This window comes from Streptomyces sp. NPDC087310 (assembly GCF_044744405.1).
Classification (GTDB): domain Bacteria; phylum Actinomycetota; class Actinomycetes; order Streptomycetales; family Streptomycetaceae; genus Streptomyces.
In genome coordinates this window covers 666,202-692,782 of record NZ_JBIUYF010000003.1, presented here as the reverse complement: position 1 = coordinate 692,782, position 26,581 = coordinate 666,202, and the positions used below count along the sequence as shown (strand labels likewise).

Annotated in this window: 22 protein-coding genes and 1 pseudogene; 8 read left to right on the top strand and 15 right to left on the bottom strand. The window is 71.0% G+C overall.

Features of this window, described 5'->3' with window-relative positions; all coding sequences use genetic code 11:
* Nucleotides 1-23: 23 nt before the first annotated feature.
* Nucleotides 24-671 carry an FMN-binding negative transcriptional regulator gene (locus tag ACIO3P_RS13660; RefSeq protein ID WP_401849320.1) on the top strand — a complete coding sequence of 216 codons (648 nt, stop codon included), beginning with the start codon at nucleotides 24-26 and terminating at the stop codon, nucleotides 669-671.
* 35 nt (nucleotides 672-706) lie between these two features.
* Nucleotides 707-1,405, top strand: coding sequence for a phenylalanine--tRNA ligase beta subunit-related protein (locus tag ACIO3P_RS13655; protein WP_329824226.1), 699 nt, complete (start codon nucleotides 707-709; stop codon nucleotides 1,403-1,405).
* Between the two features lie 594 nt (nucleotides 1,406-1,999).
* Here the strand turns inward: ACIO3P_RS13655 and ACIO3P_RS13650 are convergent.
* From ACIO3P_RS13650 to ACIO3P_RS13635, 4 genes and pseudogenes are all read right to left on the bottom strand, one after another.
* On the bottom strand, nucleotides 2,000-2,209 hold the full coding sequence (locus tag ACIO3P_RS13650) for a Clp protease N-terminal domain-containing protein (RefSeq protein WP_401849547.1): 210 nt from the start codon (nucleotides 2,207-2,209) through the stop codon (nucleotides 2,000-2,002).
* Nucleotides 2,210-2,324: 115 nt separating this feature from the next.
* Nucleotides 2,325-2,537 (bottom strand): annotated as a pseudogene (locus ACIO3P_RS13645) (hypothetical protein); the annotation flags it as partial.
* A gap of 4 nt (nucleotides 2,538-2,541) precedes the next feature.
* Nucleotides 2,542-3,150 carry a hypothetical protein gene (locus ACIO3P_RS13640; RefSeq protein WP_401849319.1) on the bottom strand — a complete coding sequence of 203 codons (609 nt, stop codon included), beginning with the start codon at nucleotides 3,148-3,150 and terminating at the stop codon, nucleotides 2,542-2,544.
* 864 nt (nucleotides 3,151-4,014) lie between these two features.
* A complete protein-coding gene (locus tag ACIO3P_RS13635) occupies nucleotides 4,015-4,884 on the bottom strand; it encodes an aromatic ring-hydroxylating dioxygenase subunit alpha (RefSeq protein WP_401849318.1) in 870 nt (289 codons plus the stop codon).
* A gap of 392 nt (nucleotides 4,885-5,276) precedes the next feature.
* Between ACIO3P_RS13635 and ACIO3P_RS13630 the strand changes: the two genes are divergently transcribed.
* Both ACIO3P_RS13630 and ACIO3P_RS13625 read left to right on the top strand, forming a co-directional pair.
* A complete protein-coding gene (locus ACIO3P_RS13630) occupies nucleotides 5,277-5,492 on the top strand; it encodes a DUF6243 family protein (protein ID WP_401849317.1) in 216 nt (71 codons plus the stop codon).
* A gap of 229 nt (nucleotides 5,493-5,721) precedes the next feature.
* A complete protein-coding gene (locus ACIO3P_RS13625) occupies nucleotides 5,722-8,775 on the top strand; it encodes an FG-GAP-like repeat-containing protein (RefSeq protein WP_401849316.1) in 3,054 nt (1,017 codons plus the stop codon).
* Between the two features lie 133 nt (nucleotides 8,776-8,908).
* On the opposite strand, the gene ACIO3P_RS13620 is transcribed toward ACIO3P_RS13625, so the two are convergent.
* Entirely contained in the window at nucleotides 8,909-9,922 is a 1,014-nt protein-coding gene (locus ACIO3P_RS13620; protein WP_401849315.1) for an ABC transporter, read from the bottom strand.
* Nucleotides 9,919-10,713, bottom strand: a complete 795-nt coding sequence (locus tag ACIO3P_RS13615) for an ATP-binding cassette domain-containing protein (protein ID WP_401849313.1) — start codon at nucleotides 10,711-10,713, stop codon at nucleotides 9,919-9,921. Before ACIO3P_RS13615 ends, ACIO3P_RS13620 begins: the two co-directional genes overlap by 4 nt.
* A gap of 178 nt (nucleotides 10,714-10,891) precedes the next feature.
* Here ACIO3P_RS13615 and ACIO3P_RS13610 point away from each other — a divergent pair, with 178 nt between their 5' ends.
* The 4 genes from ACIO3P_RS13610 (at nucleotide 10,892) to ACIO3P_RS13595 (ending at nucleotide 17,946) form a co-directional block, all read left to right on the top strand.
* Entirely contained in the window at nucleotides 10,892-11,725 is an 834-nt protein-coding gene (locus ACIO3P_RS13610) for a PIG-L family deacetylase (RefSeq protein ID WP_401849311.1), read from the top strand.
* Nucleotides 11,726-12,088: 363 nt separating this feature from the next.
* Entirely contained in the window at nucleotides 12,089-13,072 is a 984-nt protein-coding gene (locus ACIO3P_RS13605) for a hypothetical protein (protein ID WP_329824236.1), read from the top strand.
* 57 nt (nucleotides 13,073-13,129) lie between these two features.
* Nucleotides 13,130-15,013: an HSP90 family protein gene (locus tag ACIO3P_RS13600; protein WP_401849310.1), complete on the top strand. Its 1,884-nt coding sequence runs from the start codon at nucleotides 13,130-13,132 to the stop codon at nucleotides 15,011-15,013.
* Nucleotides 15,014-15,015: 2 nt separating this feature from the next.
* Nucleotides 15,016-17,946: a hypothetical protein gene (locus ACIO3P_RS13595; protein ID WP_401849308.1), complete on the top strand. Its 2,931-nt coding sequence runs from the start codon at nucleotides 15,016-15,018 to the stop codon at nucleotides 17,944-17,946.
* Between the two features lie 73 nt (nucleotides 17,947-18,019).
* Here the strand turns inward: ACIO3P_RS13595 and ACIO3P_RS13590 are convergent, their stop codons facing one another.
* The 9 genes from ACIO3P_RS13590 to ACIO3P_RS13550 form a co-directional block, all read right to left on the bottom strand.
* Nucleotides 18,020-18,571: a 2'-5' RNA ligase family protein gene (locus ACIO3P_RS13590; protein ID WP_329824239.1), complete on the bottom strand. Its 552-nt coding sequence runs from the start codon at nucleotides 18,569-18,571 to the stop codon at nucleotides 18,020-18,022.
* A gap of 158 nt (nucleotides 18,572-18,729) precedes the next feature.
* Nucleotides 18,730-20,127 carry an extracellular solute-binding protein gene (locus ACIO3P_RS13585; protein WP_401849306.1) on the bottom strand — a complete coding sequence of 466 codons (1,398 nt, stop codon included), beginning with the start codon at nucleotides 20,125-20,127 and terminating at the stop codon, nucleotides 18,730-18,732.
* A gap of 70 nt (nucleotides 20,128-20,197) precedes the next feature.
* Nucleotides 20,198-21,019, bottom strand: coding sequence for a carbohydrate ABC transporter permease (locus ACIO3P_RS13580; protein ID WP_401849304.1), 822 nt, complete (start codon nucleotides 21,017-21,019; stop codon nucleotides 20,198-20,200).
* The gene (locus ACIO3P_RS13575; RefSeq protein ID WP_401849302.1) at nucleotides 21,016-21,855 is read right to left on the bottom strand and encodes a carbohydrate ABC transporter permease; all 840 of its coding nucleotides are present in this window, start codon (nucleotides 21,853-21,855) and stop codon (nucleotides 21,016-21,018) included. The genes ACIO3P_RS13580 and ACIO3P_RS13575 overlap by 4 nt, the downstream gene beginning before the upstream one ends.
* Nucleotides 21,856-22,086: 231 nt before the next feature.
* A complete protein-coding gene (locus ACIO3P_RS13570) occupies nucleotides 22,087-23,109 on the bottom strand; it encodes a LacI family DNA-binding transcriptional regulator (protein WP_329824243.1) in 1,023 nt (340 codons plus the stop codon).
* A complete protein-coding gene (locus ACIO3P_RS13565; RefSeq protein WP_401791763.1) occupies nucleotides 23,102-23,725 on the bottom strand; it encodes an HAD-IA family hydrolase in 624 nt (207 codons plus the stop codon). The genes ACIO3P_RS13570 and ACIO3P_RS13565 overlap by 8 nt, the downstream gene beginning before the upstream one ends.
* Before the next feature lie 54 nt (nucleotides 23,726-23,779).
* The gene (locus ACIO3P_RS13560) at nucleotides 23,780-24,379 is read right to left on the bottom strand and encodes a hypothetical protein (protein ID WP_401849300.1); all 600 of its coding nucleotides are present in this window, start codon (nucleotides 24,377-24,379) and stop codon (nucleotides 23,780-23,782) included.
* A 201-nt stretch (nucleotides 24,380-24,580) separates the two neighbouring features.
* The gene (locus ACIO3P_RS13555) at nucleotides 24,581-25,363 is read right to left on the bottom strand and encodes a polysaccharide deacetylase family protein (RefSeq protein ID WP_329824246.1); all 783 of its coding nucleotides are present in this window, start codon (nucleotides 25,361-25,363) and stop codon (nucleotides 24,581-24,583) included.
* A 511-nt stretch (nucleotides 25,364-25,874) separates the two neighbouring features.
* The gene (locus ACIO3P_RS13550; protein ID WP_329824247.1) at nucleotides 25,875-26,474 is read right to left on the bottom strand and encodes a hypothetical protein; all 600 of its coding nucleotides are present in this window, start codon (nucleotides 26,472-26,474) and stop codon (nucleotides 25,875-25,877) included.
* Between the last annotated feature and the right edge of the window lie 107 nt (nucleotides 26,475-26,581).

Genomic DNA, 26,581 nt, shown 5'->3' with positions numbered 1-26,581 from the left:
ACCCCGACCACGCAGGGAGCAGCATGTTCATCCAGCCCTGGGACGCAGCCCTGGACGAAGCCGAGTGGCAGACGTGGATCTCCGCCGGGCACGACTTCGGACAGCTCGGCGTCAACGGCCTGCCCGGCCACCCGCCCGTCGTCGTCCCCACCCACTTCACCACCGACGGTGGCGACCTGCTGATCCACCTCGCCCGCCCCAACCCCGTGTGGAAGGCGATCGAGCACGATCCGAACGTCACCTTCACGGTCATCGGCGACTACGCCTTCATCCCCGGCCCCTGGCGCGCCAGGCCCGGCACCGAGCCCACCGACGGCGTCCCCACCAGCTACTACGCAGCCGTCCAGTTCACCGGCCACGCACACCTGGTCGACGACCCCGCAGCCAAGGCCGACCTGCTGCGCCGCCAACTCGCCCACTTCCAGCCCGACGGCGACCACGCCCCCGTCGCACCCGACCAGCCGCCCTACGGACGGATGCTGCCCGCCATCCGCGGCCTGCGCCTGGAAGTCACCGACGTACGGGCGAAGTTCAAGTACGACGACCACAAGAGCGTCGAGCAACGCACCGATGTCGCCGACCGCCTCACCGAACGCGGACAGTCACTCGACGTGCCCACCGCCCGCCAGCAGCGCCGCCGCCTGGACCGCATCGGCCCCTGGAACTCCTGACCCCTTTCACCCGCCAAGGAACGGAGCCACCCCTCATGACCGCCTTCCGCATCAGCACCCCGGTCGCCGAAGCCTTCCCCGACGCCCTCATCGCCCTGGTCACCGCCACCGGATTGCGCGGCCACGAACCCTGGCCCGCCACCACCACCGCCCTGGAAGATCTGGAACAGGAACTCGCCGACGGCACCTGGCAGCCCGCCGACGAGACCGACCCGAGGATCGAGACATGGCACACCGCCTACCGGTCCTTCGGCACCAACCCCCGCCGCATCCGGCCCAGCGTCGACGCCCTCGGCCGCCGCCTCACGAAGAAGGGCACCCTGCCGCGCATCAACCCGGCAGTCGACTCCTACAACGTCGTCTCCGTCCGTCACGGCCTGCCCGCCGGCGCCTTCGACCTCGACCATGTCACCGGCCATGTCGAGATCCGCCACGCCGACGGCACCGAGACGTTCACCCCGCTCGGCGAACCCGACACCACCGAGAACCCCAAGCCCGGCGAGATCATCTACACCGACACCACCAGCGTCCTGACCCGCCACTGGAACCACCGCGACGCCCACCGCACCCGCGTCACCGAGGACTCCGCCCACGTCGCCTTCGTCCTCGAAACTCTCCACGGCGACCGGGACGGCCACCAGCTCAGGACCGCCGCCCACGAACTCCAGGGCCTCCTCGCCCCCCACGCCGACCGGACCACCGTCCACTACCTCACCCCCACCCAGCCGAACTGAGATGCGGCGGCCGGGGCGCGGGCCCGCATGGTGTGCAACCGGGCCGTCGGGGCCGGGATCCCTGGGCCCTGACCGACGACGTCGAGACCCGTCTGTGCCCAGTGGGTGGGCGGCTCGGGGCGCGTCTCCGGTCTGTAGCGCCAGATGGCTGCTGCCGACGGCGATGTGGGCGGCCAGCGGCAGGTCACCGGACGTAGGGGCGGGGGGAAGCGCTCGGGCGAAGTGGCGTGCGGCGAGGTCGTCCTGACCCGAGTCATGGGCCATCCAACCGACCATCTCCGTCAGGGCCGCCGAGGCAGCGAAGATCCCCGGCCCGCTGTCGGCGTCTACCAGGCACGCGGCGACACGGTCGCCGCAGGTGCCGCACGACAGCTCCGTACAGGCGTCCTCCCGGTCAGCGGACGGCGGCGCAGGCCGGCGAGTACCGACTCGGTGACGACCGTCCGCCGGGGCGCGGCGCGCACCGCATCCCGGCGGTCTCGCGGCGCCTCCGCCTCCGCCTCCACGGTCGCACTGCCGGGCTCATGGTTTCCCCGTGTGGGTGTCGTTCTCAACGGCTGCTCCCGTCATACCCGTTGGTGGCTCGCTGCGGCCTCAGGCAGCTTGTGCCGCTCCTCCTGGGACCTGGAGCTCCGGCTCCGCCCGCAGCCCGGCGACGTCCACCCCGCTCTCGGTCAGCACACGCGCGATCTCCGCCGCGGACTCCGCGTCCGTCCCGGTCTCGTCCAACAGCGCGGCCAGCAGGTGGGTCGTGCCGACCGTGGGAGAGCCCTGGGCGGAGGCGGTGAGCTGCGTGACGTGCAGGAGCCGCCGGCGGCGCGGTTCCGGCGAGTTCGGCGGCGCGCCGGATGCCCTCGTGGGCGGCGCGGTCCGCCAACCGGCCGAGGAAGTCGGCCGCTTCCTGGGGGCCGGTGCCGTGTTCGTGCATGTAGGCCCGCATCAGGGTGCTGTTGGCGCCGAAGTCGACGTAACCGGAGTAGAGGTCGTTGTGCACGGACCAGGTCAGGGCCTGGAGCTGCCAGATCGCGCGGATCTCCGGGGCGGCGGCCTCTCCCAGGGTCAAGCGGGGGAAGGTGGCGGCGGTGTACGCCTCGACGACCGGTCCGGCGTGGGTGATGCACCGGATCCGCACGGCGTCATCCAGGCTGGGCGGGGTGCCCTTGGCCCTTGGCCCGCAACCGCATGTCCTCGAACTCCGCGACAAACCATTCGATCATGGCCGCGGCGCAGAGGGAGACCTTCCCGGGGCTGGTGTAGGCCGCGAGTTTGCGCAGGCTGTTGGCCACGGAACGCTCCAGCGGGTGGGTGATCCGTTCGTAGACCTCAGGGTCCAGGGACCGCGCCAGAAGGGCTTCGCCCTGGAGGTATTCGACGTCGGGAATCAGGACGTTGGGCATCCACTGGTCGCCCTGCGGGTTGTCGGCGAGGAAGGCCCAGGCCGCGATGACGGCGGCCTCCACGGCGCCCTCCAGGTCGCCGGCCGGGTGGCACTGTGCCACCAGCTCGCCCAGGCCCAAGGTGTCGAAGGCCGTGCGGTAGCGGGGCTCGGAGAGGGCGCCGTCGATGGTGAGTTCCTCGTCGACCCGGCGGATCAGTTCCTCCGCCCGCGGGTGACGGGCCGTGGGCAGGGGCCAGTAGGGACGGGGGAGGCGGCACTCGATGTACGCCCTCGTAGACCACTGCGCACTCGCACTCCCACCGCGATCACTCCACCCGAACCGGACCAGGCACCGGGTGATTCCCAAGCTCAGAGCGCGAGTTCGAATCTCGTCACCCGCTCCACGGCGAAGTCCCAGGTCGGACACCTGGGATTTGTTTGTTGTCCAGACCTCTTAGCGGGTGGCATGCCCTCCGAGTTTCCCAGATGCAGGCAGAACCCCCTCTGCGGGGACATTCACGCTCGTGCACCCCATCCTGCCTCCCGCTTGTCTCAGACAGCGAGGCGCAGTTCACGTAACCTGCGCCAGATCTTGCACAAACGGCGGCCAAGTTGCATACGCAATACAAGACTTGTGGGCGACCACTCGCACCTCCCCAAAGGGGACTCCGTGCGAGCTGCCTCAGGAGATCGGCCGAGGGTGGCGCCACCACGCCGGCCGGGCCGAGCGTGAAGCCTCCGGCGAGGCAGCGCGGGTGCGGGCCGAGCGAGCGGGACAGCAAGCAGAGCAGGTAAAGCGGACGATCCGCACCGGCTTCGCTCTCGTCACCCTGGCACTGCCGTCGAGGATCACGTACGCCTTCTTCTGCACGGTCGTCATGGCCTGTTCCGGCGAGGGCGCCCGAGCGGCCAAGAGGTCGAATGCTTTGCGTCCCGTCGGGCCGATTCAGCAGGACGTGGAATTCTTCGTCATTCACCCATGGATGGCACAACCAGTCGCTACACGTGAGCTAGATGTCGAGCACGATGACGGCTCCGTCCTCGCGGTTCCTCACACCTAGCCGCCAATGATCATCGGCCGGGCGACCGCACAGCGACAAGGAGCAGGAACCGGCAGGGGTGTGAATCGTGACATGACTACCGGGGGTCCAACCCGGCAGTGCGAGATCTGAGTCCGCGCCCACGTCGAGAGCCAGCACGTGACGTGCCGCGGTCCAGGTCGCTGTCACCACTACGGGAAATCTTTGCTCTGGCAAAGAGACGTCCTTGTCGAGTTCGGTGGCCCGGCTGTCGCGAATCGGGTCAGTTCAAGAAATCGGCGGAGGGATGCGACCGCGGAAAAGTTCGCAGGTACTCGAAGAAGCGAGCAAGCACGCGATCGCCGCGAGTGAGGTTTCCCGGGGTGTAATGCATACCGGCGAATGTCGAGAACGGGCCCGGCTGGAGTCAACGCATGGAGGGGGAAGGTGGCCGAGTAGTCCTGCCAGGTGACATCCGCGTACGGATCGTTGCGCAGGTCGAACTGATGCAGCTCAGTGATGTGCAGCAGATCAGGAGTGTTCGCGCAGATGACCCAGGGGTCGACGGAGAACCGATCGGGGAATGTTCCCGACCTCAGGACCAAGGATTCCTCCGGGTGATCGAAGTCCGGAATCGAGAAGCGTGGCTCCGAGCCGTTGAAGGCGAAAACAATGCCGTACCGTTCCACGGCCGGGAACCGGTAGAGCGAGGCGCGGGGCGGGACCGGGTCGCCTGACGGGAGATACGCACACTGCCCGCTTCCCCCGTCGTACTCCCAGCCGTGGAACGCGCACCGGATGTTGCCGGAGTCGGTGACCTGTCCGATGGACAGGTCCGCTCCCACGTGCAGACAGTACGCACTGAACACACGAATTTCTCCGTGTCGATCGCGCGAAACGATCACCCGTCCATCGAGGAATTCGCAGCCGTGCACGCCTCGCGCCGGGACGTCGGAACTCAGACAGACCGGAAACCAGGTCTCACTGAAAACACCTCCGTCGCCTTCCGCCGGTATCCCTCTTCCCCTGAGTCGACGCTGCGGAGCCGCATCGCGGGCTTGATTCTCCTGATTGGTCGTCACTTGTGCACCCCTGTCGGTGGTTTACGTATTCCGCGCTCAGAACGCACACCTGGTACAAGATGGGCGTGGTGGGTGTCCGCGCTCCCACTCGGACCACTCTGCGGTGAGGCGCCTGGCGCGGCCATAACGTGGAGTACGGACTTCCTTACACATCGTCCAGCGGTCAGGGCGTTGGGGTGCGCGATGCTGGAACAGGCCATGACGACCGTGTGGAAGAAGGCGTACGTGCGAAAGGCTTGGCTGGTGGGGCCGACGGAACCGGGTAACGTCTTTGTCATGTTCTTCCGGACGCCGATTTACGAGTGAGAGTGTGATGGCCCCCTGCTGACGCCCCTCGACGTCGCCACGCCCGCCCCACCGATGAATCCGTACACATCATTCCGGGAGAACTCATGACCGTGAGCAAGAACATCAACAACCCCGTGGGCATGGGGGGCGGGCAGCGCAAGAGGCTGTCCCGCGCCGAACGGCAGAACAACGGTCCGCACCGCAACCTCGACCGCAAGGGTGCCGCCGAGCAGAAGGCGGAGCTGGTACGCAAGATGCGCGAGAAGGCAGGCGCAGCCGAGGACGCCGAGCAGACGGGCGGCGACACCGCACAGAGCTGACGCATCGCCGCTGCGGGGCGGAGCCGGGGCCTGCTCAGGCTCTCGCACAGCCTGCTCCTCTGTCTGTGGCCCACACTGCCCACCCCTGCACAGGTCAGTGCTATATTCCGGCCACTCGCCTGGGGGGGGTGTCTGAACGTCATATGTGCCGCACGTCCATGACCTGCGGCTCAATGGCGTGGCACAGGTCTCTCCATGCCTTCGACTACCGTCCTTGGAGAGGTCCTGCATGGGCAGACCTGCGCTCGTACGAGGCGCCACCGCCGCCGTTGTTTCCTTCTCGCTCGCCCTCGGGCTCGGCCCGCTCTCGGCCGGCAGTGCGTACGGGAAGACGGTCACCGGAGAGGTGGTCGTGCCCGCCGCCACGGCCGTGGTTCCCCGGACGGGGCTGCTGAGCGCGGGGCCCTCGGGGTTCCTCCGGTACGAGGAGGGGCGGGGCCAGTTGTGGACGACGTACGGCGGTGTCGACACCGTCGTCGACGCCTCGGGCACGGACGGGTACGGCGTCACGAGTGCCGGCGCCGGCTCGGACGTCGTCGCCCGGCACGACGGCTCCGCCCGGACCGTGACGCTGCGGAACATGGCGTCCGGCCAGGTCAGTACGGTCGCGCTCCCCGACGGACACACGTACTTCAGCACCCTCGGGTCGACGGTCGTCACGACGGCGGGGACCCCGGGTACCAACTCCGTGTGGCATCTGCTGGACGCCCGGGCCGACGGCTCCGTCACCGACCGTACGGTCGAAGGCGTCCCCTCCGGCGTCCGTCTGTGGGCCGCCGCCGGGCTGGGTGACGCGCGCGGACAGGTCGTGCGGTACCGGAAGGGCGATGACGAAGTCACCGGATGGCTCGATGTCGAGCGGGGGCGCTTCACCGCGCTGCCGTACACCGTGCAGTCCTGGTACTCCCTGGTCGCGCTCAGCGCCACCCACCTGGTGTGGTTCTACGACGGCACCCTGCACGTCGCCTCCCGCCAGGACCCGGCCGCCGCCGTGCGGACCGTTCCGGTCGGTGACATCGCGCAGGTACTGGGGCTGGTCGGGGACACCGTCATCGTGTCCCGGTACGACTCCGCCCTGGGCCGCGACGACATCAGCCGCGCGGTCTCGCGGGTGGAGGCCGTCCCCCTCGACGGCTCCGCGCCGCGCACACTGCTGGCCAGGACGTCGCGGCAGGCCGTGCCCACCCCGGACGGCGGGCTGCTGGTCGCGGGCGGCGCCGACCCGGACCACTGGGGCGTCTCCCTCATCGAGGCCACCGCGGGCGGCGGGGTCACCGTGCGCCGGATCGCGGACGCGTACCCCCGGCGGACCGCCCGCGCGGTCTCCGATCTGACCCTCGCCCAGGGGCGGTTGACCACCTTGGAGCGGGATCCCGTGGGTGACTGGACGTATCTCCACACCCGTGAGACCGGAGTGGCCGACTCCCCCGCCGCGGGGGCACGCACCACCCGCGGCCGTATCGCGCCGGAGAACTACGCGCAGGGCCGCCCGCGTCTCATCGACACCGGCGACGGCCGGACGGTCATCTCCGGCTACGGCACGAGCGCCGCCCAGCAGCCCCAGCTCCTCGGGGCCGCCCAGTCGCTGCCCGGCAGCCGGATCGACAGCTCCCGCAGCTATCTGACCGCGACCGCGGCCAACGGCCGATTCGCCGCCCTGACCAGGCCGTACGACAGCACCAGCGCGGCGCAGGAGACCCGGATCGTCGACCTCGACTCCGGGCGCACGGTGTACACGACGACGGATACCGTACGGGCGGTGTGGGGCACCACCCTGTGGGTGATGTCGGGCAATGACAGTGTGATCCCCGTCGACCTGCTGACCGGGCAGCGGGGCGAGTCGGTGTGGTTCGGGCGCGGCTGCCTGCTGAACGACTTCCAGGCGGTCGGCCGGTGGCTGCTGTGGAACTGCGTGCTCAACTCGGAGGGGCTGGGCGTCTACGACACCGTCACCAAGCGGAACCTGACCCTCGCCGGCTCCGACTGGGAGCAGGCGCAGCTCGGCGACGGATTCGTCGCGACGGTCGCGGCCGGCCAGTTGAAGGTGATCGACGTCCGCAGCGGGACGGCCGTGTCGCACACCGCAGGGAAGTTCGAGTGGGGCTCCTGGGACGTCGACCCGTACACGGGTGTGATCGCCCAACTGCGCTCCGACCACACCGTCCGTCTGACCTCCAGCGATGTCCCCGTCTCCGCTCTCGTCCAGCGCGACGCCACCGTCGCCGCCTCGGTGGACGTCAAGGGCGGCGCCGCGCAGTGGACCCCGAAGTGGTGGCTGAACAAGCCCGCGGCCTCCTGGAAGCTCGTGATCGGCAACAGGGCCGGTGCGGCCGTGCGCACGCTCTCCGGCGGCCTGGCACGCGGTGTGGTGACCCCGGCCTGGAACGGCAAGGACGGCGCCGGCCGGCTGGTGCCCAACGGCGCCTACACGTGGAAGCTGACCGTCACCCCCGCGGACGGGCAGGGCGCGGCGCTGACGAAGACGGGCACGGTCAAGGTCACCGGAGCAGCCGCGGCCCACCGCGACGTCATCGGATCGGACGGCTTCGGCGAGCTGCTGACGCTGAACGGCTCGGGCGGGTTGACGTACCAGTACGGGACGGGGAAGGGAACGTTCACCGGGAAGCGAACGGGCTCCGGGTGGCCGACCACGGTGAAGGCGGTGCCCTTCGGCGACCTGAGCGGTGACCGGTGCAACGACGTGCTCGTCCGGTTCGGCAGCGGCGCGTTGCGCGCCTACCGGCCCGCGTGCGGGGCGGCGGTGACGCCTTCCACCGCGTACACCTCGCTGGGCAATGGCTGGAACCAGTACGACGTGCTGACCTCGCCCGGGGACATCAGCGGTGACGGCCGGGCCGATCTGATCGCCCGCCAGTCCTCGACCGGCGACGTCTACCTCTACAAGGCGACGAGCACGGGCAAGCTCTCCGCGAAGGTGAAGATCGCGTCCAAGTGGACGGGTTACAAGAAGATCCTGGGCGCGGGTGACCTCAACGGCGACGGTCACGGCGACCTGCTGGCGCAGGACAAGTCGAACGAGCTGTGGCGTTACGACTCCACCGCGGCCGGCACGTTCAAGAGCCGTGTGAAGGTCTTCGACGACTGGGGCTCGTCGTACAACGTGATCGTGGGCGTCGGCGACATCACCGGCGACGGCAGGGCCGACATCGTCTCCCGCGACACCTCCGGCGCCGTCTGGCGCAACAACGGCAACGGCAAGGGCTCCTTCGGCGGCCGTACGAAGATCGCCACCGGTTGGCAGGGGTACAAGGGCCTGTTCTGAGCCCGCCTCTGCCCCTGCCACTGCCCCGCCGGGAAGGGAAGGCGCCGGAGCGGGGAACCGGGAGTGCGCTCGTACGGGGTCCACGGCCGGGTCCCGTACGGGGGGACCCGGCGTCGGTGTGTTCCGCGTCGGGTCAGACGAGGCGCTTGCGTCCCCGGAGGATGACGAACGCCGCGATAGCGGCGGTCAGGGCCAGCAGGAGCGAGGCGCCGAGCCACTGCATGGAGGGCATCTGGGAGATCGGGATGTACTCGATCCCCCAGCCGACGACCTGCGCCTTGTCCAGGCAGGCGGCCGTGGCCTTCTCCGTCGCCTCGGCGCAGCTACCCCAGCCGATGAGGTCGCCGGACGAGGTGAGGTAGGACTGGTCCACGATGTGGGCACCCTCGGGCACGGCCGGGGCGGAGTTCTCCCCGACACCCTGGTCGCTGGTGACGGTGAGGACGTCCCCGAGAGACATCCGCGCCTGCGACCAGGCCACCTGTACGGCGACGGCGAAGCCGAAGGTGACGACCATGGACATCAGGGTGCGGCGCAACAGCATGCCGATCGCCACGCCGCCGACCACGCTGAGCAGGGTGAGTGCCGCGGGTACGGGTCCGGTGTTGTCGAAGGCGGGGCCCTCGATCCAACTGAAGATGTAGGACGAGGTCTTGATCGGCGACCACCACCAGCCGAACGCGACGGAGACCGCCGTCGTGGACACCACGACCACGAGCGCGGTCACACCGAGCTTGGTGGCGAGCCATCGGACGCGGCTGGCGGACTGCGAGTTGACCAGCTTGGCGGTGCCGCTCTCCAGGTCGCCGGCGAGCAGGGGCGCACCCACGAAGACACCGATCAGGATGGGCATGTAGCCGATCACCAGGCCGGCCATGTCGAGCGTCCGGTGGTTGAGCCGGTCCTCCCAACCGGACTTCAGGTGGTGCCAGCCGTACCCGTCGAGGTACGACATCATCTGGTGGCGTTCGTAGACGATGAACACGACGGTCACCGCGGCGGCGGCCACGAGGGTCCAGTAGGCGGCGCGGTGCTGACGCCAGACGAGCCAGTTCATGCCGCCGAGCCGGAGGCCACGGCCGGGTTCGGCCGAGGCGGAGGCGGAGTCGGCGGGGGCCGGGCTGCCGGTGCCGGTCATCGTGTTCATGCCGCCACCGCCCGCGGGCCCACGTAGGAGCTGGGGCTGATGAGGGGCGGCGCGTCGGGCGAGCGCAGATAGGCGAGCAGGAGCTCCTCCAGGTTCGGGGAATCCGCCTGCCAGGGACCGCCGACCGGCCCGTCGGGGCGGATCAGCGCGGTGAACTGCCGTCCGCTGGTTCGGGTTTCGACCACGGTGTGGGGCGTGAGGTCCGGGGCCGGCTGTCCGTCGGACCGTACCCCGGCGAGCAGGGTGTGGGCGGTGAGGAGTTCCTCGACCCCACCGGCCATACGCAGCCCGCCTTCGGCGATGACCAGCAGGTAGTCGCAGGCGCTCTCCAGCTCGGTGAGCATGTGGGTGGACATCAGTACGGTGGTGCCGTGCTCGGCCGCCTCGGCCAGCAGGGCGCCCATCATCTCGTGGCGCACCAGCGGATCCAGGTCGGACATCGGCTCGTCGAGGAGCAGCAGGTCGGGGCGCTTGCCGAAGGCGACGGCGAAGGCCACCCGGGTGCGCTGCCCGCCGGACAGGGTGCCGATCTTCGCGTGGAAGGGCACCTTGCCCGCGCGGACGATGTTCTCGGCGGCCTTCTGGTCCCAGCCCGGGTTCAGCTCGCGGCCCAGCCGCAGGGTCTCGGCGACGGTGAAGCGCCGGAACAGCGGCTTCTCCTGGGCGAGGAACGCGGTGCGCCGACCGGCCTCCGCGGACTCCGGGGCCGCCCCGAACACCCGCAGGGTGCCGGCGGTCGGCTCCAGCAGGCGGTCTCGCGGTCCCGCGGTCCCGCGGTCCCGAGTTCTCACGGTCGCGCCGGGAACAACCGATCCGGTCGGCACAGTTGCCATCGAGGGACCGGCGCCGCACGGGCGGGGAACACGGAGACCACGAGGTCGTCCGCCCCGCCAGGCCCCGGGCCCCCAGGATCGCGGTACGACCGCCGCGCACTCGGACCCAGACGTATTCCGCAGGAGGACTGTTTCCATGACCGACCGGCCCTTGACACTCATGGCAGTACACGCCCACCCCGACGACGAGGCCACCAGCACCGGCGGCGTCCTCGCGCGGTACGCGGCGGAAGGCATCCGCACGGTTCTCGTGACCTGTACCGACGGCGGTTGCGGTGACGGGCCAGGCGGTGTCAAGCCTGGCGATCCCGGGCACGATCCGGCCGCCGTCGTCTCGATGCGCCGGCAAGAGCTTGAGGCGAGCCGTGACGTCCTGAAGATCAGCGATCTGGAGATGCTGGACTACGCCGACTCCGGGATGACGGGCTGGCCGAGCAACGACGCCCCCGAATCCTTCTGGCAGACCCCCGTGGAGGAGGGCGCCGCCCGCCTTGCGGAGCTCATGCGGCACTACCGACCCGATGTGGTCGTCACCTATGACGAGAACGGCTTCTACGGCCACCCCGACCACATCCAGGCCCACCGCATCACGATGGCGGCGCTGGAGATGACCTCGCTGACACCGAAGGTGTACTGGACCACCATGCCCCACTCGACGATGCAGCGGTTCGGGGAGACCATGCGCGAGTTCCAGGAGGACATGCCGGAGCCGGATCCCGCCGAGGTCGCCGCACTGGCCGAGATCGGCCTCCCCGACGACGAGATCACCACGTGGGTGGACACCACCCCGTTCAGCGGCCAGAAGTTCGATGCGCTGGCCGCGCACGCCAGTCAGGGCGAGAACATCTTCTTCCTCAAGATGGGCAAGGAGAGGTTCGGCGAGTTGATGGGCATGGAGACCTTCGTACGGGTCAAGGACGCCACCGGCGCGGACGTACCCGAGAACGATCTCTTCGCCGGACTGCGCTGATCCACCCGTCCGGCGGGGCCGACCGTCTCCCCAGAGCTTCACCGAAGCCTTGAGTGAACGGCCGCAAACGGCCATCACCCCAGGTCAGAGGCGATTGTCCGGCCGAGTCCCGGGGTGATTCCCCAGCGCAGAGCGCGAGTTCGGTTCTCGTCATCCGCTCCATGAAGAAGGCCCAGGTCCCTGACCCGGGCCTTTTCTGCGATCCGGGCCCTTTCTGTGATCCGGGCCTTCTCTGTGCCCCGGCCACCAGGGGCGGAGCCGGGAACCGGACTTGTGAAGCACTCGTGAATACCCTGTGGAATCGATGTCAGTGGGTCCCCTTATGCTGCACCGACGATCACGCGGTTCAGGGGAGGGCGCGGCATGTTCGACAGGCTGTTCAACAGGGGTGGGGAGAGACCGGGTGCGGATCCGTACGCCCTGCCCGCCCCACGCAGGCGGAAGAACGGGATGTACACACTGCGCGCGCTCGGGGACACCCGGGTGCTCGCGCTGGTGGAGGCGGCCGACGCGGGTGACTGGGAGGCGGTCAAGGCGGCGCTGGCCCCCTTCGATCTCGGCCGCGACCACCATGTCCTGGGCCAGCTCGCCGACTTGGCCGGCGTGGAGGAGTGGATCGGCCGGGCCGTCGAGGAGGACAAGGAGCACCGGGCGACGGCCCTGCTGATATCCGGGGCCCGCCACATCATCTGGGGCTGGGAGGCGCGCACCTCCGATCGTGCCAAGAACGTCACGCAGGAGCAGTGGCGGGTCTTTCACGAGCGGCTCCGGATCGCCGAGGAGCAGTTGTTCGAGGCCGCCGAGGCGCGGCCGGAGTGGGTGACGCCGTGGCGCCGCCTCCTCACCTCCGGCCGCGGCATGTCGCTGGGGCTCGCCGTCAACGAGACCCGGCTCGACGCCGCGCTGCGCCGCGACCCGCTGGACCTGGAGACCCACATCGATTGGCTGTCGCAGTTGCAGCCCCGTTGGGGCGGCGAGCCGGGCCAGGGACTGGCGTTCGCCCGCGACGCGCTCGCCCGCGCCCCGCAGGGGCACCGGCTCGGCTGCCTGGTCGCCATGGCGCACATCGAGGACTGGGTGGAGTCCGACCTTGCGGAATGCCTCGAAACCCCGGAGATCCAGGCCGAGTTGAGGAACGCGGCCGACCACAGCATCCTCCACCCCGCTTACGTGCGGCGCCCGGGCTGGCAGCACGACTTCAACATGTTCGCCATGGCCCTGTCGCTGTCCGACGAGCGTCACACGGTCCGGCGCGTCTTCCAGGCGGTCGACGGCGCCTACACCGACTGGCCCTGGACCTACTTCGCGGAGCCCGAGGAGCAGTTCGACCGCCGCCGCCGCATCTGAGCGCACGCCGATCCCCGTTCTGCCCGTACCTGCCGCCCCTCCCACTCCGGACTGCCCATGACTCTGCCCGACACCACCGCGAACGCGGCCGTCGCCGACCACACCTTCCAGGTGGATCTGCGCGGCCTGGTCGACCTCCTCTCCCACCACCTCTACTCCAGCCCCCGCGTCTACCTGCGTGAACTCCTCCAGAACGCCGTGGACGCGCTCACCGCCTGGCGCGGCCTCGAACCGGCCGCCGCCTCCGACGCCCCCGCCGGCGCCCCCGTCGGCGCCCCCTCCGGCGCCTTCGGCATCCGCCTGTACGCCGACGGTTCGGTGGTACGCGTCGAGGACGACGGCGTCGGTCTCACCGCGGACGACGTGCACGCCTTCCTCGCCACGATCGGCCGCAGCAGCAAGCGCGCCGAACGGATCGCCGAGCAACGCGCGGACTTCATAGGCCAGTTCGGCATCGGCCTGCTCTCCTGCTTCCTGGTCGCCGACGAGATCCATGTCATGACCCGCTCCGCCCGCACCCCCGACGCGCCCGCCGTGGAGTGGCGGGGGCGCGGCGACGGCAGCTACACCGTCCGCACCCTGCCCGCCGCCGCCCGCCCCCGGCCCGGTACCACCGTCACCCTGACGCCGCGCGCCGACGCGGACGAGTGGACCCGGCCGGCGCAAGTACACGCGCTGGCCCGGCACTTCGGCTCCCTGCTGCGCCACCCGGTGACCTTCGACGACGGCACGGGCGGCCCTGCCGCGTCCGTCAACCCCGATCCCGCTCCCTGGGCGCGTACCTACCCCACGCCGGGGACACGTGCCCGCGCGCTGGCCGCGTACGGCGAGGAGGTCTTCGGGTTCACACCGCTGGACACCATCGATCTGGACCTGCCGGCCGTCGGCCTGAAGGGCATCGCGTGCGTGCTGCCCGAGGCGGTGCCGGCCGGGCGCCGCCTCGGACACCGCGTACACGTCAAGGGCATGCTCCTGTCCGAGCAGGCCGCGGAGATCCTGCCCGAGTGGGCGTTCTTCGTCCGCTGCGTGGTCGACGCCGAGAGTCTGCGCCCGACGGCGTCCCGCGAGTCCCTGTACGAGGACGACACCCTCGCCGCCGTCCGCGACACCCTCGCCGAGCGGCTGCGCGCGTGGATCGCCCGGGCCGCCGCCAGCGACCCCGACCTGCTCTCCCGCTTCCTCCAGGTCCACCACCTGGCCGTGAAGTCGCTCGCGGTGCACGACGACGAGATCCTGCGGATGCTGCTGCCCTGGCTGCCGTTCGAGACCACCGACGGCCACACCACCCTCGACGGGTTCGCGCGCACCCACCGCACGGTCCTCGTGACGTCGAGCGTGGAGGAGTTCCGGCAGGTCGCGGCGATCGCCTCGGCCGCCGGGCTCGGCGTCGTCAACGGCGGCTACACCTACGACCGTGAACTGGTCCACCGGCTGCCCGAGATCAGGCCCGAGGTCAGCGTCGCCGACCTCGACCCGGCGACCCTCACCGCCCACCTCGACCCCGTCGACCGCGAGACGGAACTGGCAGCGGCGGCCTATCTCGCCCTGGCCCGCGACGCCCTCGCCGTCTTCGACTGCGATGTCGCGCTGCGCACCTTCCAGCCCGCCTCCGCCCCCGCCCTCCTCGTCGACAGCCGCGACGCCCGGCACGAGCGCACCCGTTCCCAGCTCGCCCGTGAGCAGGAGGGCGGCCTGTGGGGCGACATCCTCGGCGCGCTGCGCCAGGAGGCCCCGCGGGCCCAACTGATCCTCAACCAGCTCAACCCGCTGGTGCGCACCGCCATCGCCATCGACGCGCCCGAACTGGCCCGCACCAGCGCCGAAGCCCTCTACGGACAGGCCGCGCTGCTGTCCCGGCGCCCGCTCAGGCCCGCCGAGTCGAGCCTCATCAACCGCTCCTTCCTCGACCTTCTCGCCCACGCCCTCCGCAAGGACATCTGACGATGCCGACCGCACCCCAGACCACCGATGAGCTGTACCGGGCGCTCCAGGAGAACGACCGGCGCCCCTACGGCCGCACCCGCACCGTCACCGCCGAGGAACTCGTCGAGGCGGCCGAGCAGTTCGACGAGCCCGTCCCGCTCGTCCACGCGCTCTTCGAACTCCAGGAGGCGTACACCTACGGCTCCGAACCCCGGAAGTCGCCCGTCGTCTTCGCCCGGCTGCTCACCCTCTTCGACGAGCAGCCCGACGTCTTCGACGAGCGCCTGCGCCACATGCTGTTCTGGCGGTTCAAATGGGTGGCCAACGCCCTGCGCGCGCTGCCCGAGATCCCGCTCGCCAGCCTGCGCCAGTGGCTCACGGAGATGAGCGACCGGTACGAGAAGGCCGGTCTCGGCCCCCAGCCCTGCTACGGACAGGCGTACCAGCTCGCCGCTCACCTCGGCGAGGACACCACCCTCGCCTACGAGCTGTGGGCGGGCCGCACCCGTACCCAGCTCAGTGACTGCGAAGCCTGCGAGATCTGCGAGCGCGCCCTGTACCACCTCACGGCGGGCGACGACGAGCGGGCGCTGCGCGCCTGGGAACCCGTCCTGGCCGGGAAGGAGTCCTGCCAGGAGGAGCCCGCCCGCTCCGTCTCGCACGCGCTGCTGCCCCTGCTGCGCACCGGTGGCGCCGACCGGGCCCGCGCACTGCACCTCGCCGGTTACCGCTCCTGCCGCCGTAACCCCGCCATGTCCGGGGAGGTCGGCCGGCACCTGGAGTTCTGCGCGCTGACCGGCAACGAGGCACGCGGCCTGGAACTGCTCGCCGAGAACCGGAGCCTGTTCGACGAGGTGGAATCGCCGCTGGACCTGCTCGACTTCTCCACCGGCGTGGAGGTCCTCCTCCAGCGCGTCGAACTCCTCGGCCACGGCGAACTGCCCGCCGCCGGATACGCGGGCCGCACCTGGACGGTGACCGGCCTGCGCGCCGAGGTACGGGGCCGCGCCGACGACCTCGCCGCCCGCTTCGACGCCCGCAACGGAACAACGGCCCACACCGACCGGCGCAGGGCCCGCCTCGACCGCGCCCCGCTCCGGGACGCGCTGGAACTGACCCTGCGCACCCGCGGCCTCGACGACGTGGCCCCGGCCGCGCCGGCCGCCGCGCCCGCCGCCACCGCCGTCCCCGCCGTCCCGGAGTCGCTGCCGGAACTCCTCGCCCGGGCACGGGCGTTGGACGAACAGGGGCACCCGGACGCGAAGGTCTGCTGGGCGCGGCTGCGCACGCTCGTCGCCGCCCGCGACTACACCCACCCCGACGACCCGGCCGTGGGCCCGCTCGTACGCCTGCGCGCGGACCTGCTGGACGACGAGGCGAGCCGGGCCCGCGAGCAGGACGAGTCCGCCGACGCCGCCGCCCTCCACGAGGAGGCGGCGGGCCTGTACGACGACGCCGGAGCGCCGGGTCACGCGGCGCTCGCCCGCGCCTGCGCGCTGCTCGCCGCCGCCGAGATCCCCGCGGAGGACGCCGACGGGACCGAGGCGAAGGCCGCCGCGCTGACCGCCGCCCACGCGTCCATGGTCCGCCTGCACGAGGAGACCCCCGGGCTCGCCCCGTACCAGGAGGCTCGGCTGCTGCGGCTGCGGGCGAGCGCGCTCGGCCTGCGCCTTCAGACCTCGCGGAGCGAGGAGCACATCGCGCCGGCCTTCGCCGAGGTGGACCTGCTGCACGCGTTCGCCACCCGGCACGACATCGCCGGGCAGATCTCCGGCGCCCGGCTGCTGCGGGCCAGTACGTACGCCGTCTCCGGTGACCTGCCGGCCGCGGTCACCGAGATCGACGCCCTCATCGACCTGCTGAAGACGCACGGCCCCGCCTGGCATCTGCCCCGCACGCTCGTCCTGCGTGGCCGGTGCCACCTCGGCCTCCAGGACGCGCGGGCGGCCCACGCGGACCTGGCCGAGGGCCTGCGGCTGGCCGCCGACTGGTCGGCCGACGTGGTCGACGTCACCCGCCTCCACGGTGATCTGGCCGAGGTGTGCATGCACCTGGGCCGCCCCGACGAGGCGCTGCGCCACCTGACCCGCTCGGCCGAGCTGGACCTTCGCCGCGGCAGCCGCACCGACGCGTTCTGCACGTACAGCAACGCGGCCCAACTCAGTCTCGACCTGGGCCGCTTCGAGGAGTGCATCGCTCTGCTCGACTCCCTCCTGGCCGACCCCGCTGTCGCCGCCGGAGAGCTGGACGACCGGCTCGTGGCCCAGTTGCGCCTGTCCCGCGCCCGCGCGCTGCACGCCGGGGAGGACCTCAAGGCCGCCACGGCGGAGTTCGTGGCCCTCGCGGCCGAGTCGGCCGGCTGGGACGACGACCCGGGGAGCCACGCCATGATCGCCGCGGAGACGGCCATGCTCCTCGGCGAGTCCGGCGATTTCGGCCGGGCCCGCGAGGTCGCGGACCAGGCCCTCGCCGCCCACGCCCGCGCCCCGCGCTACGAGCAGCTCAGCAACTGCCTGCGCGAACTCGCCCGCCTCCAGGCCCATCAGCAGGGCCCCGACGGCCTCGCCGACGCCCTCGCCCACCTCGCCGAAGCCGGCCGGATCGCCGACGAGGCCCGCGCCGCCGGGTACCAGGCCCGCGGCCGCTCCCTGGACACCGCGCTGGCCTACGAACACGGGCGGGTCCACGCCTACGTCGGCGAGTACGAGGACGCCCTCGCAGCCCTGGAGAAGGCCCTCGCCCTGCTCGGCGAGCCGACGAAGGAGGACCACCCCGACGAATGGGCCGAGTGCGTCCGCCTCGCGGGTGCCGTGGAGGGCATCTACCTGGAACGCCCCGCCCCCGCCCTCACCCGCCTCGACGCGGCGGTCTCCCACCTGACCGCCCTGGGCCACACGGCCGGGACCGAGCCGCTGACCTCCTTGGCGGCCCGGCTGCGCGACGAGGAGTGAGGCGACGGCCCGGGGTACGGGGCGACGGCCGGGGGTACGGGCCGACGGCCCGGGGTGCGGGGCGACAGACCGGTCAGCTCGGCAGGCGCCAGGTGTGGACGTGGTCCCAGGTGAGGGTGCGCCACCAGCGGCCCGACCAGTCGTCGCTGCGGGTGCGGTAGAGGGTGACCCTGTCCCCGGGGAACGTCTCGGGGAACGCCACGGGGAGCCCGGTGACGTACTCCTCGACCTCTTCGGACAGATCCGGGCGTACGTACATGTCGTGCGAGACCAGCGACAGGTGCGCCCGGAAGGTGTCCCTGTCGAAATGGTGCTGCGTGTGGTTCGGCGCCGGGGTCTGAAGCGGTGCGACGGCGCTGTCGACCCGGGCGGCGAGGTCCACGAAGGCGGGGTTCGGGGTGCTGCCGTCGGCGAGGTGGTGGACGTCGTAGACCAGTCCCACACCCTGCCGCCGGACGCCCGCGTTGTGGACGGTGAAGGCGGAGACCCCGGCCAGTCCCCCGCTCACCGCGGCGACGATCTCCTCGACGGGAGCCGTGATGTGCCGACTGCCGACCAGGGTCGCGTGCGGCGGGAAAGCGCCGGCCGAGAGGATCCCGTACTGCGCCCGCGTCTGCGCGGTCACGGCCGTCACCGCGTAGCAGGTCGCGGGGTCGGGGCGGAGGTAGACGCCGTAGCGGTACGGGTCCCCGGGAGCCTGCGCCCATCGTTCGGTCGTTTCGACCGGGGTCGCACCACGGGTAGGGGTAAGGGACGGAGTAGGGGTCGGGGTCACGTTCGCGGTCACTGCCCTGCCTGCTTCCGGTCGTCCTCGATCTTGGTGGTCGCCGCCTTCTCGGCCGCCTTCAGGGCGCTGTCGAGAGAGGTCCTGCCGCTGAACGCCTGCTGCATCGCGGGGACGACCTCGGCGCGTACGCCCGACATCGCACCGGTGAGGCAGCCGGAGGCGGCCGTCGTGGCCGGGGTGTCGGCGAACTGCTTGTCGAGCACGGCGTAGGGCTCGTTCTTCGCGAGGAACCGCTTCCAGGCGGGCGAGTTGTCGACGGCGGTGTTGATCGGGGCGTAGCCGGACGCCTCGGCGAATCGTTCCTGTGCCTCGGCGGACGCCAGGTAGCTGATCAGCTTCCAGCTCGCCACCTGCTCGGCCTCGCTGTGCCCGGCCTGGTCCACCCACATCGCGGCGCCACCGATCGCGGGCCCCGCGGTGGCCTTCGGACCCGAGAGGGGATAGGGCAGCGCGGTGTAGTCGGTCATGCCGGCCTCCTTGAGGCCGCCGATGGCACCGCTGGAGTTGAACATCATGGCGGTCTTGCCCGCGGTGAAGGCGGACAGGGCGGCGTTGCCCTCGACGCCGGTGTCGAGCGCGACGCCGTCCGTGTAGAGCTTGGCCATGGTGCCGATCGCGGCGCGCTGCGGAGCGCCGGTCAGCTTCAGCGCCGTGGCCCCGTCGCCCTCGCGGCCGTTGTCCGGCGTGCAGTAGGGCGCCCCGGCCGCGGCGGTGAGCTGCTCGAACCACCAGCCGTCCAGCGGCATGTCGATGCCCTTGACCCCGGAGACCTTGGCGTGGATCGTGCGGGCGGCGGCTGCCACGCCCTCCAGCGTGCCGAGGGTCGAGCGGTCCACGCCCGCGCGGTCCAGCATCGTGTCGTTGACGTACAGCAGGGGCATGGACGTGTTGAGCGGTACGGCGAGCAACTCACCGTCCACCGTGTAGTAGTTGCGCGCCGCCGGGCGGAGCGTGTCGAGGTCGAGGTCCTCCGGGTTGGCGGCGGCCATCGCCTGGGCGGAGACGGTCTGCTCGGTGTCGCGCAGATAGCCGGTGGTGATGTCGTTGGAGACCATGACACTCGGCGTGCCGCCGTCGCGGATCGCGGAGGTGTACTTGGCGGTGGCGTCGGCGTAGCTGCCCTGGAACGACGCCTTCACCACGATCGTGCCGGTGTTGGCCTGGTTGAACGCGTCGATCTCCTTCTGGAGCGCCTTGCCGGCCGCGCCACCGACCCCGTGCCACAGGGTCACGGTGACCGGCCCCTTCGCGGCTGCCAGCGCCGAGGGTCCCGGTGCGGCTCCGGTCGCCTCCTCACCGGAACCGCCGCAGGCGGTGAGCGTCGTCGCGGTGAGGGTCGTCAGGAGCGCGGCCAGAAGCGGCAGTCTTGTGCGGCGCGAGGTCGGTGAGGACATGGCGGGTCGTCTCTCTTCTAGGTGTGTGAGTGTGTGGCGGTATGTAGCGGTGTGTGTGGGGGGGGCGGGGTTACGTGGTGACCCGTGAGGCCAGGCCCCGGACCAGGTAGCGCTGCCCGAACAGGACGAGCAGCAGCGTCGGCAGCAGGACGAGCAGGGTGCCCGCGTAGATCACGGCCGGGGTGGATGCCTGGTCGACGGCGAGTTGGGCGAGGCCGACCTGGATGGTGCGCCGCTGGGGGGAGTCGGTGATCAGCAGCGGCCAGAAGTAGCCGTTCCACGCCGACAGGGCGCACCACATCGCCGCCGTGATCAACTGCGGTCGCGCCATGGGCAGTACGACGTGCAGCAGGGCCCGCAGTTCGCCGCAGCCGTCCAGGCGGGCGGCCTCCCAGGTCTCCCGCGGCAGCGCCAGGAACGCCTGGCGGAGCAGGAAGACCGCGTAACCGGCTGCCAGGTAGGGGATGACGATCCCGAGCAGGGTGTCGCGCAGCCCGAGCGCGGTGGCGGTCTCGAAGTTGGGGATGACCAGGCTCTCCCCGGGGAACGCCAGGGTCGCCAGCACCAGCGCGAAGGCGAGGGCCCTGCCGCGCCAGCGGGGGAAGACGAGCGCGTACGCGGCCAGTGCGGCGGTGGTCAGTTGGACGGCCGCCTGGAGGGCGGTGACGGCCACACTGACCAGGTACTGCCGGGCCAGCGGGGCGGAGTCCAGCGCCTCGCGCACGTTGTCCAGGGTCAGCCGGCCCGGCACCGGGACGAGGCGGCCGGCGGCGACGTCGCCCGACGGGAGGAGGGCGGTGACGACGGTGACGTAGACGGGGAAGGTGACGAGCACGACCACGACGCCGAGCCACGCCCAGCGCAGTACGGAACCGGCCTGGAGACGTTTCACGCCCACCTCCTCAGCACCCGGAACTGGATCGCGGTGATCAGCAGGACGAGGGCCAGCAGGACCACGGCCAGGGTGGAGGCCGTACCGACCTGGGGCAGCGCCTCGCCGAACGCGCGCTGGTACAGCTCGTACACCACCGTGGACGTGGCGCCGGCCGGGCCGCCCCGGGTGAGCACCTGGACCTGGGTGAACACCTGCAAGCCGCTGATGGTCTGGGTGACCAGGAGGAACAGCAGGCTCGGCCGGAGCATGGGGATGATCACCGACCAGGCGAGCCGGGGTCCCGAGGCGCCGTCGAGCGCCGCGGCCTCGATGACCTCCTGGTCGAGCTGGGTCAGGGCGGCCAGCAGCACGAGGAAGGCGGACCCGAACTCGTACCAGGCGGTGGCGATCGAGATGCTGAGGACGGCCCACGTCGGGGACTGCAACCACTGCGGCCCGGAGGCGCCGAGGTGGGCCAGCACCTGGTTGAGCGTCCCGACCGCCGGGGCGAACAGGCCCGCGAACACGGCGGCCGAGGCCGCCGCCGAGAAGGCGAACGGCAGGGAGAGCAGGACCGACACCACGGCGCGCGGCTTCCGGGCGGCCCGGCGCAGCGGGAGCGCGGCGGCGAGCGCGCCGCCCACGGAGAGCAGCACGCTGAGCCCGGCGATCGCCCCGGTGGCGAGCAGCGCCCGCCGCAGCTCCGGGTCGGTGACCAGGTCGACGTAGTGCGCGGCGCCGACGAACCGCGAGGGATCGCCGAGCAGATCGGTGTCGTACAGGCTGAGGACGACGCCTCGGACGACCGGCCAGTACGCGAAGACGAGCAGCAGTCCGACGCACGGCAGGACCATCAGCGGACCGGCCAGGGCGACCGGACGGGGTCCGGCCGATCCGCGTGGTCTGCCGCGTCGGCGGCGAAGTGGAACGTTCCCAATCATGAGTGGAACGTTCCCACTTCGGACCGGACCTCCAAAGGACCCGATGCGTGAACAATGCGCAAACTGCCTGCCGGCTCAGCTCGGCCCTCTTGCGCCGCCCTGCTGCCTCGGCCGTCTTGCGCTGTCCTGGCCGCCTCGGCCGGCTCAGCCGTGGGGCTGCGGCGCCGCCGCCGTCGTCCGGCCCACCACCAGCGTGCCGGGCAGCGCCCGGTGGTGGTCGGGCGGCTGCTCCCCGTCGAGCAGTTGCACCACGGCGTCCACGGCCCCGCTGCCGATCAGGTCGACCGGCTGGCGCCAGTGCGTCAGGCCGATCAGGGACGTCGCCAGGTCCCCGACGCCGTCGTAGCCGGTGACGGACAGGTGTTCCGGTACGGACACGCCCCGGAGCCGGAGTTGTTCCAGGAGGGCGATCGCGTGGCGGTCGCTGGGGGCCATCACCGCGGTGATCCCGGGATGCCGTAACACCTCGGTCACCCACGCGCCGGCCGTCTCCCGGTGCTCCCCCGGGATCTCCAGCACGCGCGCCCCGCGCTCCCGCAGGCGACGGGCCATGGCCGCCGTCCGCGGCCCCAGGGTCACGGAACTGCTCGCCGACACCGTGACCACGGCGACCTCCCGGTGGCCCAGGTCGACCAGGTGGTCCGCCAGCGCCTCGCCGCCCTCCTCCTCGTCGCAGTAGACGCTGGTGATGCTGGGATGGGTCTCCGGGCGTCCCGCCACCACGGTCGGCAACCGCGCGGACAGGGGCAGGATCTGCTCGCTCGGCAACAGCCCGCTGCACACGACCAGCGCCTCGACCCGCAGCATCGCGAGAGTCTCCAGGGCCCGGTACTCGCCGTCCACCTCGAACCGGCCGGACCCCGTCGCGGTGACCACCCGGTAGCCGTGGAAGGCGGCGCGCTCCTGCATCGCGGTGAGCAGGTGGCCGTAGAAGGGCGTCGCCGCGTCCCGCACGAACGCCCCGACCGTGTACGTACGGTGGGCCACCATGGCCCGGGCGGAGGCGTTGACGACGTAGCCCAGCTCCCGGGCGGCCTTGAGGACCCGCTGCCGGGTCTCCTCCCCCACGCTGCCGCGCCCCGAGACGACGCGGGACACCACCGACTTGGACACCCCGGCCCGCCCGGCCACATCTATGATCGTCGGGTTGCGCGGCCGGTCAGTCATCGAGCACACCCTCCCGGGCGAGCGCCTCCGCGGCCGCCTCGCCCCCGGTCCACACATGCGCGCGCCAGCCGTGCGCGCGGGCCGCCGCGACGTTCTCCGGCCGGTCGTCGAAGAACACCACCTCCGACGGTGCGCGGCCCAGCCGTTCGTCGGCGGCGCGGTAGACGAGCGGGTCCGGCTTCATCAGGCCGAGGTCAGAGGAGAAGACCAGGGTCTCGAAGCGACCGCTCCACGGCGCACGGCGGACCGCCCGCGCCAGCGAGCCCGGAGCGTTGGAGAGTATCCCCAACGGTGTTCCCCGCCGCGTGAGTCGGGCGAGCAGCGCGGCGGCGTCGGAGGCGAGGGCCGCCCAGCACTCGGTCTCGATCCGGTCGAGACGCTCGATCCACCCCCCGTCGAGCGGGCGTCCCAGCGCCTCGGCGATCCGGTGCCAGTACTCCTCCGGGGAACCCCCCAGGTCGTAGGCGTCCCGGTGGCTCCAGTACGGGTCGGCGAGTGCGGTCTCGGTGACGTCAAGGGCCTCGGCGAGGGCGGTCAGCGCGCGGCCCGACGGCGCCAGGACGCCGCCGAGGTCCCACATGACGACGGTCGGCCGGGTTTTTTGGGAACGTTCCACATCGGGGATGATAGCGGCCTTGTCCCCACCGCCTCGTACACGGGGGACGGGTGCTCACTTCTCCGGGTCGGGCCACGTCGCCACGAGTGCCCGCTCATCCGGAAAGCGGGGACCGGAGACCATCTCCCGGGTGGTCCCACCGTTGAGCCAGCACACCTGCTCGGGGCCGCCGTCGCCGGTGTCGAACAGGCAGCACACGCCGCCGCCGGCCGCGGTGAGGTCGGTGAACGCCTTCCTGACGTTGGCCGACCGCGCGAACAAGCGGCTCATCCCCGATGTCGCCGCCCAGCACCCCACCGAGGCGTAACCAGGGTGCAGGGCGGACTCGAACCGGATCGTCGCGTAGATGTACCCGATGCTCATGCGCCCGTCCGTCTCGGGGCCGGGGCCGTCCGCCGCCGCGTACGCGCGCAGGGCGTCATCGATGTCGAACATGAGGGACATGTCCAGATCGAGCGGGCTGCCCGTGGAGCAGTCGACCGGCTCGCTCTTGAAATGGGACGTGAACGGGAGGACGACCCGGTCACCGCCGGGCAGGGCGACCTCAAGCGGCGGCACACGAGGGTCCGGTGGCGCCAGCGTGGCCAGACGGGCCAGCGCCGTGGCGACGTTTCGGGGACGCAGGTAGATGTCGTAGCCGTAGGTCAGCCCCATGTGTTTCCCCCTGTGTTTCCCCCTGTGTTTCCCCCTGTGTTTCCCCCTGTGTTTCCCGCTGCGTTTCCCCTTGTGCCTGGGGCGATCCGCACCTTCTCACGACCCGCCCCTGGGGCGCCTGCCGGTTTCCGGGGGCCGCTCCACGGGAAAAGCCCCGGGCCGACGGCCCGGGGCTTCCTTGTCGGTACGGGCGAACTTCATTCAGCGCACGGGGAATCCGAAGGAGTACTCCTGCTCCCTCAGCCAGGGCAGTACCTCGCGCAGGGCGGTCATGGTCTGGGAGCGGTCCCCTCCCGCGTCGTGGAAGAGGACGGTCGGCCCGTCGGTGATCTCTTTCTTCACCGTGGCGACCATGACGTCCGCGCCGGGACGCTCGAAGTCCCTGGAGTCGACGTTCCAGCCCAGCGGGCGCATGCCCCGGGACGCGGCGAGCTGCCTGCTGTACGGGGTGAAGGCGCCGCCCGGAGCCCGGTAGTACTCGGGCCGGACGCCGCCGGACGCCTTGGTGATCATGCGTTCGGCGTCCAGGATCTCCTGGGACTGGTATGCCTCGGACTTCTGGTCCATGGCGGTGTCGTGCGAGACCGTGTGGTTGCACAGCCGGTGCCCGGCCGCCACGACCGCCTTCACCAGGTCCGGGTACGTCTGGGCCTGCGTGCCCACCATGCAGAACGTGGCCTTCACATCGCTGTCCTTGAGCAGTTGCAGCACCTGCGGCGTCCAGATCGGGTCCGGTCCGTCGTCGATGGTGATGTTGACGCCGCGGGCGCCGGCCTCCGAGGCGTGCGCGATCTCCGCCGACACCTTGGTCACCGCCTGGCCCTCGTGGCCGGAGCCCGGCGCGGAGATGGGAGCTTTCGGCTGCCGCCCTCCGGTGGGGTCGGCCTGCGCGGTCCACACCGACGTGGCAGCGGCCAGTGCCGTCACCCCGAGCGCCGCCGCCAGAAGCCGGCTGTGCCATCCCCTTCCCTTGTGCTTCGCCATGTCCGCCCGCCCCTTTGTCGTCTCCGCCGATGCCCTGCGTCCATGAAGAGGCACGAACACCCGTGAGGGATACCTCTGTTACCGATCACGGACGAACCCGCAGGGGACCGGCGACAAACGCGGGGCTTCCGCGACGGAGAGGGCGCGCTGCCCCCGGGGGGGCGTCGGCCGCCGTGGGGCCCGTCTCCCGGACTCCTGGGCTCCTGGGCTCCTGGTCTGCTCGCGGCGACTCCGGCGGCGTGCCCCGCGGCCCGGAGCGTTTTCCGTTCGCCGGATTCAGCGGATTTCCGTGCCGCTCCAGAGCTATTCCGCGCCATGCTTCTCGAATGGCGATCTTTCCGAATGGCAGGAGGCATTTCCTGCGAACCGGGGCATACGAAACGCCCGGCCGGGAGATCCCAGCCGGGCGTCCGGCACATCCGCTGACAAACGGCCACCGGCAAACAGCCGCTGGCAAACAGCCGCCGCTCATCAGGTTGTCACGGCCCCTGAATTCCCTGTCGGGAGGGGGTCAGATCGTCGGCGTTTCGTCGACGATCTCCTTGTGCGGTTCGACAATGAACTTCCAGCCCTCGCTGGGCTCCATGAAGCGCACCCGCGTCGGGTAGATGTCCAGGGCGCGGCGGTCACGGTTCTGGTTGTTCGTGTTCTTCCGCCCGCGGGCCGGCTCCTCGAACAGGTCGACCTTGACGTCCGGCACCGCGACGGCTTCCTCGCTCCAGCGCTGGACGATCCCCGCGCCGAACGCGTCCCGCGCGGCGGAGTAGAGCGCCTCCAGGGAGTCCTTGTTCCCGTTGGGCACGAAGAGGGCGAGGTTCAGGAGGACGCCGGCGCTCTGGAGGACCTCGATCTCCTCCCCCGTCTTGTCGGCGATCCAGATCCCGCGCCCTTCGGCGTCGTCCGGGAGGACATGGATTTCCTCACCGAAGATCGTCCGCGCCGCGAAGGAGCCTCCCTCGAAATTCTTACCCGGCTCCGTGAGGAAAGCCGGCGCGTAGCAGTCGAGAGAAAGGCCATCCGTCTCCGCCGAGACGAAGATTCCGTCCTGGAGGCCCAACTCTGAAACCTCTGCGGCCGTAAGACGTCGAGCCGTGACCTTCTCGGTATTCACGCCATTCCCCTTTTTTCGTGGCGTCCTGTGAATTCATCAAGACTCTACCACGGAAGCGACCGTACAGTTCAACAGTTGCCTTTACGGCATTCCCCTGCGGCCACAAT